We start from the raw sequence: 15,115 nt of genomic DNA, 5'->3' as shown, positions 1-15,115 counted from the left end.
GGGCCCGGTCCGCACCGTGAAGGGGAGAAACTAGGTGGAGACAACAGGACTGATTGTTGTCGCCGTCATCGCGCTGCTCGTGATCGTCGTGGTCGCGAAGGCGCTGATGGTGGTGCCGCAGTCGCAATCGGCCGTGATCGAGCGGCTCGGGCGGTTCCGGATGGTGGCAGGTCCCGGCCTGAACTTCCTCGTGCCGTTCCTGGACAAGGTGCGCGCCAAGGTCGACCTGCGCGAGCAGGTCGTCTCGTTCCCGCCGCAGCCGGTGATCACGCAGGACAACCTGACGGTCTCGATCGACACGGTCGTGTATTTCCAGGTCACCGACTCCCGTGCCGCGGTGTACGAGATCTCGAACTACATCGTCGGTGTCGAGCAGCTCACCACCACCACGCTGCGGAACCTCGTGGGTGGTATGAGCCTCGAGGACGCACTGACCTCCCGTGACCAGATCAACCAGCAGCTGCGCGGCGTGCTCGACGAGGCAACCGGCCGGTGGGGTATCCGGGTCGCGCGGGTCGAGCTGAAGGCCATCGATCCACCGCCGTCCATTCAGGACTCGATGGAGAAGCAGATGCGCGCCGACCGCGAGAAGCGCGCCATGGTGCTGACGGCCGAAGGTGAACGCGAGTCGGCCATCAAGACGGCCGAGGGGCAGAAGCAGAGCCAGATCCTCGCGGCCGAGGGGTCCAAGCAGGCCTCGATCCTGTCGGCGGAGGCCGAGCGGCAGTCGCGGATCCTGCGGGCCCAGGGTGAACGTGCCGCGCGCTACCTGCAGGCGCAGGGGCAGGCCAAGGCCATCGAGAAGGTGTTCGCGGCCATCAAGGCCGGCAAGCCGACGCCGGAAGTGCTGGCCTACCAGTACCTGCAGACCCTGCCGCAGATGGCCCAGGGCGATGCGAACAAGGTCTGGATGATTCCGAGCGAGTACGGCCAGGCTCTCGAAGGCTTCGCCCGCAAGCTCGGCGCCCCCGGCGAGGACGGCGTGTTCCGGTACGAGCCGCCCAAGGACGACGACACGGAGATGCCTCCGCTCGAGGACGAGGAGGTCGCGTCCTGGTTCGACACCAAGTCGGACCCGAGCGTCGCAGAGGCCGTGCGGGAGGCCGAGAAGGTCGCACGCCAGGAGGTCGGCCCGCTGCACGGCACTCCGCAGGCACCCACACCGCCGCCCGCGGCGCTCCAGGCCCTCGGCGGCGGGACGTCGCCTGCCCAGCCGGAAGCCGCTGCGGAGGAGGACAAGGACGAGGCCCCTGAGCTTCCTCCGGCGCCCCCTGCGCAGCCGACGCCGCCGCCCGCACCGCCGCAGCAGGCTCCGCAGCAGCAGCCTCCCGCGGGCCCGTACGGCGGCAACCCGCCGCAGCAGCCGCCACAGGGCGGTCCGACCCCGCCGCCGCAGCCGCCGCAGGGTGGGCAGTACCCGCCGCAGCAGGGTCCGCCGTTCGGCGGGCCACCGCGGCAGCAGTAGCCAGACGCGGCACGGACGAAAGGCCGGTTTCCACGGATGCCCGTGAAACCGGCCTTTCGTCTGCGATCCGGACCGGCGGTGGCGTCACGGCGGCAGGAGCGTTCCTCCCCGCCAGGTGCCGTGTTCGGACAGTGGACGGAAGCGCATGAACGTGGACTCGTGGTGGAAGTCCTCGCGACCCTGTTCGGCCAGGTGAAAGGAAGGGACCAGACCTTCCGAGATCTCACCGGGGCGCGTCATCGGCCGAGCTTACGGCCGGCGCGGCATCATGCGGTAGTGCAGGGCGAGCACCGGGAACCGCCACAGGTGCAGTTCGTGGTCGGTGCGCAGGATGCCCTCGTCGTCGACGAACACGTCGAATCGTTCGTGGACCGGAATGCGGCGCACCCACGCGTGGTGGTCGTCATCGGCCCGGACGACGAGGTACGCACCGTCGTCGCCGAACTCGCCGTGCGGCGACAGCAGTCGCAGTCCTCCATCGGCGGAGCTGCTCGGCCGAAGGAGGACGGTGAGGCTGCCGTTGGGCAACGGGAACACGACGCGCACGCTGGGCTGCGACCTGCCCGGGAGCGTCACGGTGCCGTACCAGCCGCTGAACACGGTGTCGCCGGTCGCACGCAGGTCGCGCAGCCACGCCGCACCGTGTCGCACGCCTGCCGGATCCTCGACGACCAGTACCCGGCTGTCCACGCCCCGCGAGTTGTCGAGTCCCCGTAGCGGCAGGCTCAGCTGCCGCAGCCTGCGGCTGAACAGCGTCGAGAGGGCCCACCCGAACGGCCAGGCCCACGCGGTCCACTGTGACCACAGCTCCAGCCGCCAGGCCGCGGTGCATCGGTAGAAGTCACCGATCCGCGGATCGATCGTGTCCGGGTCCACGTGGTCACCCTCGAGAACGTGCAGTGACGGAAGCAGTCCGCTGTCGAGTTTCTCCGTGACGCCGGCGCCTCGGCGCGTGGCCTCGTGGTGAACCCAGTCCGAGCCGAGCACGTCCGGTTCGTGCCACGGGCCGTCCAACCAGGAATACTGCCGCAGATCCACCAGCCGGCCGGTCGTGCGCACCCAGAACTGTGTGACGCGGTCGACCAGCCGGCCACCTCGCCGCGGCCGGGGTGTGGTCGTCGAGGCATTCCGGCGGAGGCTCGATCCCGTGTCGCCGTTCGTGCTGCACTTCTTCCCGTACCTGCGCGGATCGGTCAACGGCGCACCCGATAGCACAGGTGAAGCACCCGGCTGCCCTGAATCACCACGTCAGGATCCTCCAACACGTACTGCGTGTCGACGGACCCGAAGTAGCGCTTGCCGGACCCCATCACGACGGGTGCGACGTCCATGCGCACCTCGTCGACCATGCCCGCGGCGAGCAACTGGCCACCGACCTCGCCGGCGGCGACTACCACGATGCGGTCACCCGCGAGCTCCTGCGCCGTGGCCATGGCTGTCTCGATGCCGTGGACGAAGTGGAACGGCGCCTCGGGATCCCAACCTTCGGGTGCCGGGCGGTGGGTGACGATCACCGCGTGGTCGACCTCGCCCGGAGGCTTCCCGCCCCAGCCGCCGGTCATGTCGAAGACGTGCCGGCCGAAGATCGACGCGCCGACCGCGTCCCAGAACGGCCGGATGTAGTCGTGGGACGCCTGCGACACCGTCAGCTGGCCGCTCTCGTCCAGCGGGAGGTCACCGTTGACGTACCAGTCGAACAGCGGTCCCGGCTGGTCGCGGGTATCCGCGACGAAGCCGTCCACCGACACCACGTTGTACATGACCACCTTGCCCACGGGGCTCTCCTTTCCGCTGTCTGGAAGTGCCTCGAAAATAGGTGGGTCGGCAGGCCTGGTCTTGTAAGAAATCAATCGGCAGGCACCGGCCAGCCGTCCAGGGCGTGGCCGGGATGTTCGCGCAGGAACTGGCGCCGGCCTTCGACGTACTGGGTGGGGGTGCGCCCGGTGAACGCGCGGAACTCGTGGCTCAGATGGGCCTGGTCGAAGTAGCCTGCGTCGCCCGCGAGGTCGCTCCAGTCGATCGATCCGGCGGGGTCGATCGGGAACGCGGCGGAGAAGAAGCGATGGGTGCGGGCCAGCCGCTTCGGCGTGAGGCCGACGAGCTCCTTGAACCGCTGTGCCAGATGAGTGCTGCTGACACCTGCTGTCGCCGTCAGATCGCGGATCGCTGCCGTCCCGCCGGTCGCCGCGATGACGTTGCTCGCGTGGCGGACCAGCCCCAGGCCGGCGGTCTCGCACAGCCGTCGCATCAGCTCCTGTTCCAGCAGCGTCAGCATCTCGTTCGGCCCGGGCGCCGTGGCCAGCCGGTCCCGCAGTTCAGCAACGGCGGCCCGGCCCCACACCTGCTCCACCGCCAACGGCCGGTCGCGCAGCTCGGACGCGGGCACCGGCAGGAACGCTGCCGGTCCCCACGGCTTGAAATGCACGCCGACGGTGCAGGTCCGCGGTGGGTAGCCGAACTCCCAGGCGCGGGTGGGCACGGTGACCACGCAGCCGTCGACGTACTCGGCCGCCCTGGTGTCGGTCCCGGCGCGGATGCGCAGCCGGTCCCCGAGGTTCAAGACGAGCAACGCCGACGGCGCGGGCGGCAGGGTCAGCCTGCCGTACGGCGGCGCGCCCGCCAGGTAGTAGAGGTCGTCGATCAGGCCGTCCAGTGGCGGACGCGGCGCTCTGGACACGTACTCCACGCCCACAGCATCGCCGACGCCCGACGGCACGGTCCACCTTCGCCGACCGCCGGGGTCGCGCGGGGCCGCCCGAGCGGGGTTTCCTCCCATCCGGGCGGCGGGCCATGCGCTACGGTCGGTCGCGATGAGCGAGCATCCGGTTCCCCTCCCGCGGTCGGTGTGGGCAGGGACGGATCCGTGGGCAGGGACGGATCCGTGGGCCGGGACGGATCCGTGGCCGGGGGCATCCGACCCGGCCGCGTTGCTGTCGGGGATCGCGGACTGGCTCACCGGCTACGGCAACGTGCAGACCCGGCGCACGTACGCCGAGGGCTTGGGACTGCCGGTGACGAACGTCGACGTCGAGGAATGGGTCCGGACCATCACGGCGACGGCCGCATCACCCGCGTCCACACCGGACGGCAGCCACTCGGAGGCCGGACTCCGGCACGGCACCGGATCGCCCGGCACGGCTTGGCGGGACGCGGTCACGGCCTACACGGCGGCGTTGCAGCTGACCCCGCCGGACGGAGCGGCCGACAGCGGCGCGGTCCGGCGCCCGCCACCGGCGCCCCGCGGCCGGCTGCGCGGGGTCCACTGGTTCCGCTGGTGCGCCGCGCGGGGACTCGACCCGGTGCAGGTCACGAGCGGCGAGGTGAAGGCGTGGCTCGAGGCCGTGACCGCCGCGGGTGCCGCACCGTCCACGCGCGACCGGCTCCTCGCGACCGTCAAGACCCTGTACGCCTACCTGGCCGAAGTCGGCCTCGTGACGGGGAATCCGGCGGCCTTGAGCAGGCGGCGGCTCGGCCTGACGACCGCCGCCACGAGCACGTCGGCCACCGTCACGTTGACCGGCCGGCAGGTTCGTGCGCTGCACGCCGCGGCGGCGGCGCCGCGCAGGGGAGCGGGTCCCGTGGACACCGCCCGCGCCGCCGCGGTCGTCGCACTGTTCACCCTCGGCCTGCGAGTGAGTGAACTGTGCGGTCTCGACGAGTCCGATCTGCACGTCACACGTGGCCGCCGGGCGTTGCGGGTGCACGGTAAGGGCGGCAAAGCCCGCATCGTGTACCTGAGCGAACCCGCCGACGCGGCCCTGACCGAGTACCGGCTGCGCCTGCGCGAGGCTTCGGGGTCGCGGGAGACGGCGCTGCAGCGCGACCACGTCGGCGTTGCCGACGACCGGCCGTTGCTGCGCACGCGCACGGGGCGGCGTTTCCAGCGGCAGGCGATCTGGCAGTTGCTGCGCCGGGTCGCCGTCGGCGCGGGTGCGGAGCTGGCCGAGGTCGCCGACGCCATGCATCCGCACGCGCTGCGGCACTTCTACGTCACGACCGCGGTCGAGGCCGGAGCGGACCTCGCCCACGTGCAGGGCGACGTCGGGCACAGCAGTATCGACACCACGCGCAAGGTCTACGACCACGCCGCGCCCGACCCCCAGCGCAGCGCCGTGGACCTCGTCGCCGGCTCCTGGTACCAGGACCGCGAGTACGAGTTCCCCGACGGTCCGGGAGACGCGGGGCCGGAACCGGATCGCCCCTCGGCGTGAGGTGCGGCGCTACCGGCCGAGATTGCCGGCACGGTAGTTGCGACGTCGCGGCCGCGGGAACAGAACGGTTATGTGCCGGTGGCGCGGTCGCCATCGCGGCAACACGGCTCGTGGGGCTTCCCGATCCACCAGGGCTACTCGGCCGAATCGGTTCGGGAGTCGGCGACCCTACGGTTCGCTTCAGGCCACGATCGCGATCCGGAGGCCTTCGCAGGTGCGCGCGCCGAGGAGCGGGCACCTTTGCGGATGCGCCCCCACGGTTTGTAGACAGCCAGAATGACGGCGAGCAGCAGCCCAGCCGGGGACACGATGGGAGGAAAGAGCAGATCGGTGGTCGGAAGGGTAACGAGTGCGCCGTCGGTGAGTTGTCGACCGTAGGCCGCCGCCTCGCTCACCGCAGGCCGCAGCGCCAGCGGGACGAGCGCGACGAACACGATGTTGATCGCCAGCTTCGCGGCGACCCACCAGTAGCGCACGAGTCCGTACCGCGTACCCAACCCCAGCGTGATGCCGCTGGCGAGACAGACCAGGCCGATGGTGGACAACGGCCAGACAGCGAACAGCCGGAGTGCCTGATAGGAGACCGCCGCGGTGCGGACGTCGTCGGTGAGCAGTGCGGTGAACACGAGGATGGCCAGCACGACGTCGAGTCCGATCCACGCTCCGGCCGAGACGAGGTGAACCACCAGCACGCCTTTCCTGGCCCGCCGCCCCAGACGGGGTGGGTGCTGCCGTGCCACCCGCCCCCGAGGCTGGGCGCTACGCACGGCGCCACTCTCGTGCTCGGACTTACTCTCGCACGAGCCTCTGGCACGGTCCCCGTACCGGTCCTCGCTCGCACCGGCGGGGGTGATGTCTTGATCCGGCATGCTCATCTCCACTGCTGTGTCGTCGGCAGGTGAAGAGGTCGGACTGTCACTGCCCTCAGGGTTCTCACCCAAACGTTAGCCACCGAACGGTTTGCCGTCAATTCGTTAGTCGCCGAACGCTTCCTGGTACGCTGGCGTGCATGCCGCAACCACAGGGAGGGCCACCGCTCGGTCTCCGGCTCGCCAACACCGCCAAGGCCGTCAGCCAAGCCTTCGACGACGCGCTCTCCGCGGCAGGCGGCTCGCGTCCGACTTGGCTGGTGCTCATGTCACTCAAAGCGCGGCCCGTGTCCAATCAGCGCGAACTGGCCTCAGCCGTCGGCATCAAGGGCGCCACGCTCACCCAGCACCTCAATGCCATGGAAAGAGACGGTCTCCTGAACCGCCGCCGCGACCCCAACAACCGCCGCGTGCACCTGGTCGAACTCACCGGCAGCGGCGACGCAGCTTTTCTCCGGATGCGCGAAGCCGCAGCCACCTTCGACCGTCGGCTCCGCACCGGACTCGCGGACGACGACATCGCCACGCTGGAACGGTTGCTCTCCCACCTCCACGACAACGTCGCCGATCACCCCGAGAACCACGCCCGCCGCGACCCGCGCGAATGACCTCACTTCCGCCTGGAAGGGAACGCCTGGAACGCACGAAGCCGAAGACCGCGGCGAAACCGGCCGGATCCCGTCGTGCCGAGGGCGCGGCCGGTCTGGAACCGACGACGAACTGAGCGTGGGCAGCCCAGCCACAGCGAGGGACCTGAGCGGGCTACAGCGTCCCGGTCCTGCGGGTTGACGCAGGCGGCCTGCTTGCGACGTGCGGGTCAGGAAGCGTCTCCGTCGGCCGGTGCGTCGTGGTTCAAGAGTTCCTGCAGCACGCGTTCGCGGAGGCCGACCGGGTCCCCGTCGGTGTCCAGCACCGCCGCGCGCACACGGCGGAGTACACGGTCGACGGCCACAAGCTCGCGATCGGATTCGGCAGCCCGTGTCCTGAGTCGTTCGGCGTCGCCCCGGATGTCCGCCAGCTCGGTGCGTACAGCGATGAGATCCTCGTCGGACTGCCGCCGGGCGGCCGCCATGTCGTCGAGCCGCCGCGCGAGGTCCTGTTCTCGCTGCGCCGCCTCGCCCGCCGCGGCGCGGGTCTCGTCGAGCTGAGTGGTCGCGGCCGTCAACCGTTCGGTGAGGCTCTGCTCAAGGTCACGGCTGCGTGCGCGGTGTTCGTCGAGTGCCGCCTGTGCGGTGTCCCGCTCGCCGGTGCGTTCGGCCAATTGCCGTCGCACCTCGTCGAGCCGTTCGGTGAGCTCGTCAACGCGAGCCCGGACGACCTTGTTCTGATCCTCGGCGGTGCGGGCGCGGTCGGCAGCGGCCTCCGCCGTGGCCTCGGCGCGGGCCTGCGCGAGCGCGGCGGCCTCAGCGGAGGACGTCGCCTGCTGTGCGGTGTCCTGCGCCTTGTCCGCGTCCGCTCGAGCCCGGTCGGCCTCGGCGACGGCCTCGTCCCGGAGGCGCTGTGCCTCGGTGGCGCGTTCCTCGGCCTCAACCTCGGCTCGCCGGGCCTCTTCGGCGGCCGTGTCCGCCTCGTCGGCGCGGGTGGCGGCTGCGGTCAGCTCGTCCTGCATGCGGGCCGTGACGTCGTCGAGCGCGCTGCCCAGTGTCTGCAGTGGTTCCAGGACCTGCCGTGAGGCATCGGCGAACGTGTCGGTCGCCTCGCGCAGCGCCGTCGGGGGATCGGTGTCGCCGATCGCGGTGCGGAGTGCGTACTCGGCGGCCGCCAGTTGCTTGCACGTCTTGTCGCCGGGCCATCGGCGGTCTGGACAGAACTCATAGGGCCGTCCGCCACGTGGCCCCGGCGGCGGCAGAGGCTGCCCGCAATGTCGGAACCCGCAGCGCGCCGCCTGCGGATCCGTCACGTGCACCGTCACACTCTCCGCGCTCATGCGTCCATCCTAGTTGTGACTTATCTATGCATTAACTTGGGTTGTAGTTACGTCAACTTCAACTGGAGATAGCTACAGAAGATACATTTTGTAGCCGAGTGAATCGAGGCGGTTTCCACGGCGGTCGAGGCCGTGCAGGACCCGGAAAAGCGGGGCCTCGGACCCGTTCGGCCGCCACGCGACGACGTCGTCTCGGCGGACGCGGTGGCTCGGAGGGACTCGGTGACAACTCGGGCACGCGAGGCGGGAAAGACGCGGTGCGGCCGTGGCCGACCGGCCGGCGACAGTTGGGGCACGGGTGACGCCCGCTCCCCACGGACGTCAGGCCGGGACGCACTCCTCGGCCACGGCACGGCCGTCGGCTTGCAGCCGGTCCACCACGGGTTTCAGGTCGTCCTCGTAGCGTGCGAGCGCGGTGGCGACGTCGTCGCTGTGGAGGCGGTCGGCGAGGGCGGCCGCGCCCGACAGCGCCATCCCTGCGCCCTGGCCGGTCAGCAGGGACGGTGCCTGGCACGCGTCGCCCACGAGCACGACGCGACCGCGACTCCAACCGGACATCTGCACCTGGGCCACCCGGTCGTAATAGAGGTTCGCCGGTTCGGGGCAGTGGTCGAGCAGGTGAGGAACGGTCCACCCCAGACCGCCGTACACGCGGTGCAGCTCCGCGCGAGGGTCCGCGGGCAGCGGCGTCGCCGTGGCCACCCGGTCGGCGCCCACCCGGTAGGCACCGACCTGCAACCCCGGCGCGTCGAGCATGTGCAGGACGTCTCCGAGCGTCCGCGCGGTGCCCGGATCGGAGAACACGTAGGCGGCGGTGCGGAACCCGAGGTCCCGGACCACGTCCTCCTCGGCCGCGAGCGCCAGGGCGCTCGCAGGTGTCCGAACCGGACACAGGGTGGCGGGCCCACCGGGACAGCGCTGGACGAGTGCCGCCGCTAGACGCCGCGCGGAAAGGGGAAAGGGCTCCGGGAGCCGGCCCACGGAGACGTGGTCGGCTCAACCGGAAGAAGAAAGGGAAGGCGGGCGGGCGACACCCGCAGTTCCCGGCCCGCACACGAGGTGCGGGCCGGGAGGAAACTCAGCGGAGTGTCAGGCCACGCGCACGACGTCGGCCTGCGGACCCTTGGGGCCCTGGCTGACGTCGTAGGTCACCTGCTGGTTCTCCTCGAGGGTCCGGAAGCCGGCCGCGTCGATGGCCGAGTAGTGCACGAACACGTCCGGGCCGCCCTCGTTCGGGGCGATGAAGCCGAAGCCCTTTTCCGAGTTGAACCACTTCACGGTTCCATTGGTCATGACTGTCTCCTTCGGGAGCTGGGGTATGACGGGCAACCACACCGCGTGGAGGCCCGGGCCGGGGATCTCAGACGGCGGCTTACTCCAGCTGCAACCAAAGAAAGAAGCTCGCCCGCATCAACATCCTGCGAGCATGCACGAAACACGAACCCAGAAAAGCAACGACCGCCGCTCACACTACACGCCTCGCGTCCCGGCAGCACGCAGGGCGACGGGAGATCACTCGGCCTCGAACTCGGGCGGGCCGTGTCGCGGTGTGGACCGCCGTGCCGCAGCCCGCGCGCCGCAGCCGAACTCGTTCCGGCTTGTGCCCCGGACGTTTCGCGACCTACTATCAGGGCACTCGTACAGGACGACTGTTCAGTTCTTGTGGGAAGCGGGTGAACGATGACCTCTCCGGCGGCCGCACGTGGACACGAGGTGCGGCAGCGGCTGCTGGCCGCGGCGGCCGAACTCGTTCCGGAGCGCGGCTGGGCAGCGGTGAGTACCCGCGTTCTGGCCGAACGTGCCGGGGTGACACCCAGCGTCGTGCACTATCACTTTCCGTCCCTGCCGGCGTTGCTGAACGAGGCCGCGGTCGGCCTGCTGCGGCAAGTGCTGACCGAGGTCGAAGCAAACTTGGACACGGCACGCACTTCCGCCCAGGTGGTTGAGGTGATGATCGCGTCGGCCGACGGGTACACCGGGACCGACTCGATGTCGCGACTGGCCGTCGAGGCGTACCTGGCCGCAGGCCGGGACGAGCAGCTGCGCGAACAGATCGCCGGTGTCGTCGACGAGTTCCGGCACCGGTTGGCCCGGCGGTTGGGTGAGCACGGAGTGGGCGCGCCCGACGAGACCGCCGCTGTTCTGCTGGCCGCGGTCGACGGCCTGGTGCTGCATCGCGGATTGGGTGCCGGCCCGGACGCCGGGCCCGTGGCACCGGTGCTGCGCAGACTTATCAGCTAGGCAAAGGAGCCGTCATGGAGATCGTCAAGAAGGTGCAGCCCCCGAGGGGACTCGGCCGGATGCTGTTCCGGCTACCGCTTCATCTCTACCGGGTGGGTCTCGGGTGGCTGTTCGGCGGCCGTCTGATGGTCGTCAATCACGTCGGCCGGATCACCGGCAAGCGACGGCAGGTCGTCCTCGAAGTCGTCTCCCACGACGTGAACGACGGCAGCTATGTGGTCGCGTCCGGGTGGGGACCAACGGCGGCCTGGTATCGCAACATTCTGCACACACCGGACGTCACGATCCAGGTCGGCAGGCACACGATGCCGGTGACCGGCGTGCCGTTGGCCAGAGACGAAGGAGCGGACATCATGGCGCGATACGCGTCCCGGCACCGCGTGGCGGCGAAACACCTCCTACCGCGTCTGATGGGCTTCAAGGTCGACGGCTCCGAGGCCGACTTCCGGGCCGTCGGACAGCACATGCCCTTCGTGCGGTTCGTCCCCCGAGCCTGAGCGTTCCCGTGTCGAGCACGGGCCGAGGATGCTGTGGTGCGGGCCGAAACGGATGTTGGACGACCCCGGGCGCCTCGAGCCGGTCCTCACGGGCAAGGGCGGGAACGGGCGGCGGGCAGCGACGATGTTGCGTGTCATCCGGGAGGCCAAGCCGGCCATGTGGAACAACGTTCTTGGGCGCAACGCCTGCACGCCGTCGTCTCGCCCCTGAGCCCATCCCGGCGCGAGACCTCGGCGCCGACACACTGTCCGAAGCCATCCGGCGCGCCGTCAACGATGTCGTTCGGACGCGACGTGCCGGGGAAAGTGGCACAGCAGATCCGGCCCGAGCGCGGTCTCGCCCGGGCCGTCGAACTACTGGAGTCCGAAACGGCCGGTACATGACGACGACCGGGGCCCGCGGTCGGCGGTGACCGTGCCCCGGCCGGCTCCCGTGCGGTCGGTCAGTCGCGTGCGAACTTGTCGGTGGCGTCGAGCAGGACGTCGAGCGTTCCCGGTTCGTCGTAGGCGTGGCCTGCGTCGGGCACGATGACCAGGTCCGAGTCGGGCCAGGCTCGTTGCAGGTCCCACGCGCTGACGGGTGGGGTGACCACGTCGTAGCGGCCCTGCGCGATGACGCCGGGAATGCCGGCCAGGCGGTGTGCGTCGCGCAGCAACTGGCCGTCCTCCAGGAAGCAGCCGCTGCGGAAGTAGTGCACCTCGATCCGTGCGAGCGCGGCCGCGTGGTCGGGGTCGGTGAAGCCGGCGACGAACTCGCTGTTCGGTCGCAGGTACGCGGTGTCGGCTTCCCACTGCGCCCAGGCGACGGCGGCGGCGCTGCGAACCGACTCGTCCGGGTCGGACAGCAGCCGGTGGTAGGCCTCGATCAGATCGTCGCGATCGCCGTGGGGAACGGGCTCCAGGAGCTTGTCGAACCGGTCGGGGAACAGGAACGCGGAGCTACCTCGGAAGGTCCAGTCGAGTTCCTTGCGACGCGCAGTGAACACACCGCGCAGCACGAGTTCGGTGACGCGGTCGGGATGACTTTCGGCATAGGCCAGCGCCAGCGTGCTGCCCCACGAACCGCCGAACAGCTGCCACCGATCGACGCCGAGATGCTTGCGCAGCTTCTCCATGTCGGCGACGAGATGCCAGGTCGTGTTGCTGGTCAGGTCCGCGTCGACCGAACCGGCGTTGGGGGTGCTGCGTCCCGCGCCGCGTTGGTCGAACAGCACGATCCGGTAGCGCTCGGGATCGAACAGGCGTCGATGGCCGGGCCTGCACCCTGATCCGGGACCGCCGTGGAGGAACACGACGGGCTTGCCCGCGGGGTTACCGCATTCCTCCCAGTAGAGCTCGTGCCCTCCGCCGACGGGGAGCATTCCCGTGGTGTACGGCTCGGCCTGCGGATACAACTCGCGCATCACATCTCCCCTTCACGATGGTTCCCCCGACACCCGTATCACCCGAGTCCCGGCAACGCGGTCGTGCAGGGCGCGCCGCAGCGGGTCGCGCCAGGCCATCGCGATGCTCACCGGTGGGAGCACCAGCGCCGACGCGTACGTGACACCTACCGTCACTGGTGCGTCGACACCCAGCATGAGTCTGGCGACGGCGATGTGCGCGAGTTGCCACGGAAGCAGCTTCACCGCGTTCCGTATCGCGACCCGGCGGTAGGAAGCGCGGCCGCCACCGGCATCCACCACGCGGAGCCCCGCGCGCCGTTTACCCCAGGCTGCTCCGGCACGACCACCCTCACCGGCGGTGAGGTACGACCACACGGGGAAAACGGTCATCGACAGCACGGCGGCATCGACCGCAACGAGCGGCGGCGACGGCGGCACGAACGCCGGTCCGGACCACGACCGCACGACGAATCCCAGCACCGTCAACCCGGCCAGCCATCCCACGATGGCGACGTAGTCCCACAGCGAAGCACGCCACCGAGCACCGCCCGGCGCTCGACAAACCGGAGGATCAGCGCTCGCCACAGGGGGAGGGTAGCGGCGCTGTTCCTTCGCAGTGACACTTCCGCGGCGCAGGAGCAGCGCGACGTACGGACACGCTGCCCGTCCCCCCGTGGCTGTCACGCGAGGACGGGCAGTGGACCGGACCTCAGCGAGGCGTGATCGGTTCCGGGGTCGGCCGTTTCGCGGTGACGGCGTCGCCCGAGGACGTGCCCGTCAGCCTGCGGTGGATCCAGGGGACGACGTGGCTGCGGAGCCACCGCAGGTCCTCGCTCCGCCGCTGTGCCGGCGTCTCGGCAGGCGCGGGCGGCAGGTCGACGGCCCCCAGCGTGTGCCCGGCGCCGAGGGTGTCGAGCACGGCCGTGGCCACGGCGCGGTGGCCGTGAGGGCCGAGGTGGATGCGGTCGTCGGACCACATCCGGCGGTCCCGCAGCACGCGCATCGCCCACATGTCCACGACGAGTGCGCCGTGCCGCGCCGCGATCAGCCGAACGTGCTCGTTGTAGACGGCCGTGCGGCCGCGCATCTTGCGGAACACCGGATCGGCGACCCCGTCGACACCGGTGAAGAGCACGACCGTCGCCCCGGACGCGGCGAGTGTGCGGACGGCCTCGTCGTAGGCCTCGGTGAGGCCGTCGATGTCGGGCCGGGGCCGCATCAGGTCGTTGCCGCCGGCGTAGAGCGTCACCAGGTCGGGACGCAGCGCCAGCGCGGGGTCGAGCTGTTCTGCGACCACCTGGCCGAGCAGCCGGCCGCGCACCGCCAGGTTCGCGTAGCCGAGATCGGGGTTCGCCACCGCAAGCGACTCCGCGACGAGGTCGGCCCAGCCGCGGACGCCGTTCGGGTAGGCGGGGTCGTCGTCGCCGACCCCCTCGGTGAACGAATCTCCCACTGCGACGAACCGCTCGAACATGGCCGTGACTCTAGTCAGCGGGCGCCTGTGACCCGGCACGCACCACCGCGTCGGCTGCAGCCGACGCGGCCTACCGGCGGAGGTTCCCCGCACCCGGTTGCAACCGTAATGTCCGCAACGGCGTCGCATCCGTGTGCCGCCGTCCCGGCGGAAGCCGGCGGCGGCACTGCGACACCGATGATCACAACAAACCGACGGTCGCAATCGACCGGCGATGGAAACCTGGGGGTTTTCGGAACATGAGAAACCGAGTCAAGCTCGGCGTCGTGGCGCTGAGCGCGGTCTTCGGGGCGACCCTCGCCCCGCCGGCCGCGGCGGCACCGGCCACGGCGCAAGTGGATCCGCGGATCACGATCGGCACGCACAACACGCTTCGTGGTGCGGCTGATTACCACAATTTCGCCGGCATCATCGGCTGGCAGGAAGTCAAGGGCAAGGCGTCGAAGAACAAGCTCAAGCGCCAGCTTCCCGACAACTACCGGCACTACTTCGCCAAGGGCCCGAAGTCGGCCGGTTCGCACCAGGTGCCGATCTCGTGGCGCAGCCACCGGTTCAAGAAGCTCACCTCGGGTTACAAGCGGACGCACCCGGGTGAAGCGGGCGTCACGCCCGCGCGCTTCGTCACGTGGGTGAAGCTGCAGTTGCGCGGTACGAACAAGAAGGTCATCGTCGTGAACACGCACCTCATCTCCGGTGCGTGGTCCAAACACCCGGAACGCCAGGAGCGCTGGCGGACCCACATGCGGAAGCTGCGCACCAAGGTCCGCACCCTGCACTCGAACCATCCGAACGCACGGCTGTTCGTGGTGGGTGACTTCAACCGGCGCAAAGCCCTGCCCATGCCCTCGCCGCTGAAGTACACACCGATCAAGGGTGTCCGGGGCGTGCGGCTCGACCACATGTACGCGCCGACGAACGTGCCGCACTCCAAGGCACTGCAGCGGCCGAAGTGGGGTTCAGACCACAACGCCTACAAGATGCGCGTCCGGCTGTAACAGCGCAGTCGTTCGTCCCAGCACAGGGCGCCGGGCTCGCCGACGAGCCCG

At 70.1% G+C, this 15,115-nt stretch carries 17 protein-coding genes; 6 read left to right on the top strand and 11 right to left on the bottom strand.

Annotated elements, in window-relative coordinates; all coding sequences use genetic code 11:
- The first annotated feature begins 106 nt into the window (after positions 1 to 106).
- A complete protein-coding gene (locus LY12_RS07755) occupies positions 107 to 1,465 on the top strand; it encodes an SPFH domain-containing protein (protein ID WP_253854994.1) in 1,359 nt (452 codons plus the stop codon).
- An 84-nt stretch (positions 1,466 to 1,549) separates the two neighbouring features.
- Here the strand turns inward: LY12_RS07755 and LY12_RS07750 are convergent, their stop codons facing one another.
- The 4 genes from LY12_RS07750 to LY12_RS07735 all read right to left on the bottom strand — a co-directional run bounded on the left by LY12_RS07750 (position 1,550) and on the right by LY12_RS07735 (position 4,151).
- Positions 1,550 to 1,705, bottom strand: a complete 156-nt coding sequence (locus LY12_RS07750; protein ID WP_253854361.1) for a hypothetical protein — start codon at positions 1,703 to 1,705, stop codon at positions 1,550 to 1,552.
- A gap of 9 nt (positions 1,706 to 1,714) precedes the next feature.
- The gene (locus LY12_RS07745) at positions 1,715 to 2,524 is read right to left on the bottom strand and encodes a hypothetical protein (protein WP_253854359.1); all 810 of its coding nucleotides are present in this window, start codon (positions 2,522 to 2,524) and stop codon (positions 1,715 to 1,717) included.
- Between the two features lie 134 nt (positions 2,525 to 2,658).
- Entirely contained in the window at positions 2,659 to 3,240 is a 582-nt protein-coding gene (locus LY12_RS07740; protein ID WP_253854357.1) for a dihydrofolate reductase family protein, read from the bottom strand.
- Positions 3,241 to 3,311: 71 nt separating this feature from the next.
- Entirely contained in the window at positions 3,312 to 4,151 is an 840-nt protein-coding gene (locus LY12_RS07735; RefSeq protein ID WP_372493482.1) for a helix-turn-helix domain-containing protein, read from the bottom strand.
- Positions 4,152 to 4,275: 124 nt separating this feature from the next.
- Here LY12_RS07735 and LY12_RS07730 point away from each other — a divergent pair, with 124 nt between their 5' ends.
- Entirely contained in the window at positions 4,276 to 5,676 is a 1,401-nt protein-coding gene (locus LY12_RS07730; RefSeq protein ID WP_253854352.1) for a tyrosine-type recombinase/integrase, read from the top strand.
- Positions 5,677 to 5,810: 134 nt separating this feature from the next.
- Here LY12_RS07730 and LY12_RS07725 read toward each other — a convergent pair whose 3' ends face one another.
- On the bottom strand, positions 5,811 to 6,368 hold the full coding sequence (locus LY12_RS07725; RefSeq protein WP_308292080.1) for a hypothetical protein: 558 nt from the start codon (positions 6,366 to 6,368) through the stop codon (positions 5,811 to 5,813).
- A gap of 317 nt (positions 6,369 to 6,685) precedes the next feature.
- Between LY12_RS07725 and LY12_RS07720 the strand changes: the two genes are divergently transcribed.
- Entirely contained in the window at positions 6,686 to 7,153 is a 468-nt protein-coding gene (locus LY12_RS07720; RefSeq protein ID WP_253854350.1) for a MarR family winged helix-turn-helix transcriptional regulator, read from the top strand.
- Between the two features lie 209 nt (positions 7,154 to 7,362).
- On the opposite strand, the gene LY12_RS07715 is transcribed toward LY12_RS07720, so the two are convergent.
- The 3 genes from LY12_RS07715 to LY12_RS07705 all read right to left on the bottom strand — a co-directional run bounded on the left by LY12_RS07715 (position 7,363) and on the right by LY12_RS07705 (position 9,765).
- The gene (locus tag LY12_RS07715; protein WP_253854349.1) at positions 7,363 to 8,472 is read right to left on the bottom strand and encodes a coiled-coil domain-containing protein; all 1,110 of its coding nucleotides are present in this window, start codon (positions 8,470 to 8,472) and stop codon (positions 7,363 to 7,365) included.
- A 321-nt stretch (positions 8,473 to 8,793) separates the two neighbouring features.
- Positions 8,794 to 9,312 carry a Rossmann-fold NAD(P)-binding domain-containing protein gene (locus LY12_RS07710; protein ID WP_253854348.1) on the bottom strand — a complete coding sequence of 173 codons (519 nt, stop codon included), beginning with the start codon at positions 9,310 to 9,312 and terminating at the stop codon, positions 8,794 to 8,796.
- Positions 9,313 to 9,561: 249 nt separating this feature from the next.
- Positions 9,562 to 9,765 (bottom strand): cold-shock protein, encoded by a 204-nt coding sequence (locus tag LY12_RS07705; protein ID WP_253854347.1) that lies wholly within the window; start codon positions 9,763 to 9,765, stop codon positions 9,562 to 9,564.
- Between the two features lie 387 nt (positions 9,766 to 10,152).
- On the opposite strand from LY12_RS07705, the gene LY12_RS07700 reads away from it, so the two are divergent.
- Complete coding sequence (locus LY12_RS07700; RefSeq protein ID WP_253854346.1) at positions 10,153 to 10,713, top strand: TetR/AcrR family transcriptional regulator; 561 nt, start codon at positions 10,153 to 10,155, stop codon at positions 10,711 to 10,713.
- Between the two features lie 14 nt (positions 10,714 to 10,727).
- Positions 10,728 to 11,210 (top strand): nitroreductase family deazaflavin-dependent oxidoreductase, encoded by a 483-nt coding sequence (locus LY12_RS07695; RefSeq protein WP_253854345.1) that lies wholly within the window; start codon positions 10,728 to 10,730, stop codon positions 11,208 to 11,210.
- A 443-nt stretch (positions 11,211 to 11,653) separates the two neighbouring features.
- Here LY12_RS07695 and pip read toward each other — a convergent pair whose 3' ends face one another.
- From pip to LY12_RS07680, 3 genes are all read right to left on the bottom strand, one after another.
- Positions 11,654 to 12,613 carry a prolyl aminopeptidase gene (pip, locus tag LY12_RS07690; RefSeq protein ID WP_253854344.1) on the bottom strand — a complete coding sequence of 320 codons (960 nt, stop codon included), beginning with the start codon at positions 12,611 to 12,613 and terminating at the stop codon, positions 11,654 to 11,656.
- 12 nt (positions 12,614 to 12,625) lie between these two features.
- Positions 12,626 to 13,180, bottom strand: a complete 555-nt coding sequence (locus LY12_RS07685) for an RDD family protein (protein WP_253854343.1) — start codon at positions 13,178 to 13,180, stop codon at positions 12,626 to 12,628.
- A gap of 124 nt (positions 13,181 to 13,304) precedes the next feature.
- Positions 13,305 to 14,069 (bottom strand): SGNH/GDSL hydrolase family protein, encoded by a 765-nt coding sequence (locus tag LY12_RS07680; RefSeq protein WP_253854341.1) that lies wholly within the window; start codon positions 14,067 to 14,069, stop codon positions 13,305 to 13,307.
- A gap of 239 nt (positions 14,070 to 14,308) precedes the next feature.
- On the opposite strand from LY12_RS07680, the gene LY12_RS07675 reads away from it, so the two are divergent.
- Positions 14,309 to 15,064 (top strand): endonuclease/exonuclease/phosphatase family protein, encoded by a 756-nt coding sequence (locus tag LY12_RS07675; protein ID WP_253854339.1) that lies wholly within the window; start codon positions 14,309 to 14,311, stop codon positions 15,062 to 15,064.
- Positions 15,065 to 15,115 lie beyond the last annotated feature (51 nt).

The sequence above is a fragment of the Prauserella alba genome, assembly GCF_024171735.1.
GTDB lineage: Bacteria > Actinomycetota > Actinomycetes > Mycobacteriales > Pseudonocardiaceae > Prauserella > Prauserella alba.
This window is presented reverse-complemented; position numbering and strand designations above follow the sequence as displayed.

Bases quoted from the DNA above. Each gene is read 5' to 3' on its own strand.
- LY12_RS07755 (WP_253854994.1), top strand. From the start codon at position 107: ATGGTGGTGCCGCAGTCGCAATCGGCCGTGATCGAGCGGCTCGGGCGG.
- LY12_RS07750 (WP_253854361.1), bottom strand. From the start codon at position 1,705: ATGACGCGCCCCGGTGAGATCTCGGAAGGTCTGGTCCCTTCCTTTCAC.
- LY12_RS07730 (WP_253854352.1), top strand. From the start codon at position 4,276: ATGAGCGAGCATCCGGTTCCCCTCCCGCGGTCGGTGTGGGCAGGGACG.
- LY12_RS07720 (WP_253854350.1), top strand. From the start codon at position 6,686: ATGCCGCAACCACAGGGAGGGCCACCGCTCGGTCTCCGGCTCGCCAAC.
- LY12_RS07715 (WP_253854349.1), bottom strand. From the start codon at position 8,472: ATGAGCGCGGAGAGTGTGACGGTGCACGTGACGGATCCGCAGGCGGCG.
- LY12_RS07705 (WP_253854347.1), bottom strand. From the start codon at position 9,765: ATGACCAATGGAACCGTGAAGTGGTTCAACTCGGAAAAGGGCTTCGGC.
- LY12_RS07700 (WP_253854346.1), top strand. From the start codon at position 10,153: ATGACCTCTCCGGCGGCCGCACGTGGACACGAGGTGCGGCAGCGGCTG.
- LY12_RS07695 (WP_253854345.1), top strand. From the start codon at position 10,728: ATGGAGATCGTCAAGAAGGTGCAGCCCCCGAGGGGACTCGGCCGGATG.
- pip (WP_253854344.1), bottom strand. From the start codon at position 12,613: ATGCGCGAGTTGTATCCGCAGGCCGAGCCGTACACCACGGGAATGCTC.
- LY12_RS07680 (WP_253854341.1), bottom strand. From the start codon at position 14,069: ATGTTCGAGCGGTTCGTCGCAGTGGGAGATTCGTTCACCGAGGGGGTC.
- LY12_RS07675 (WP_253854339.1), top strand. From the start codon at position 14,309: ATGAGAAACCGAGTCAAGCTCGGCGTCGTGGCGCTGAGCGCGGTCTTC.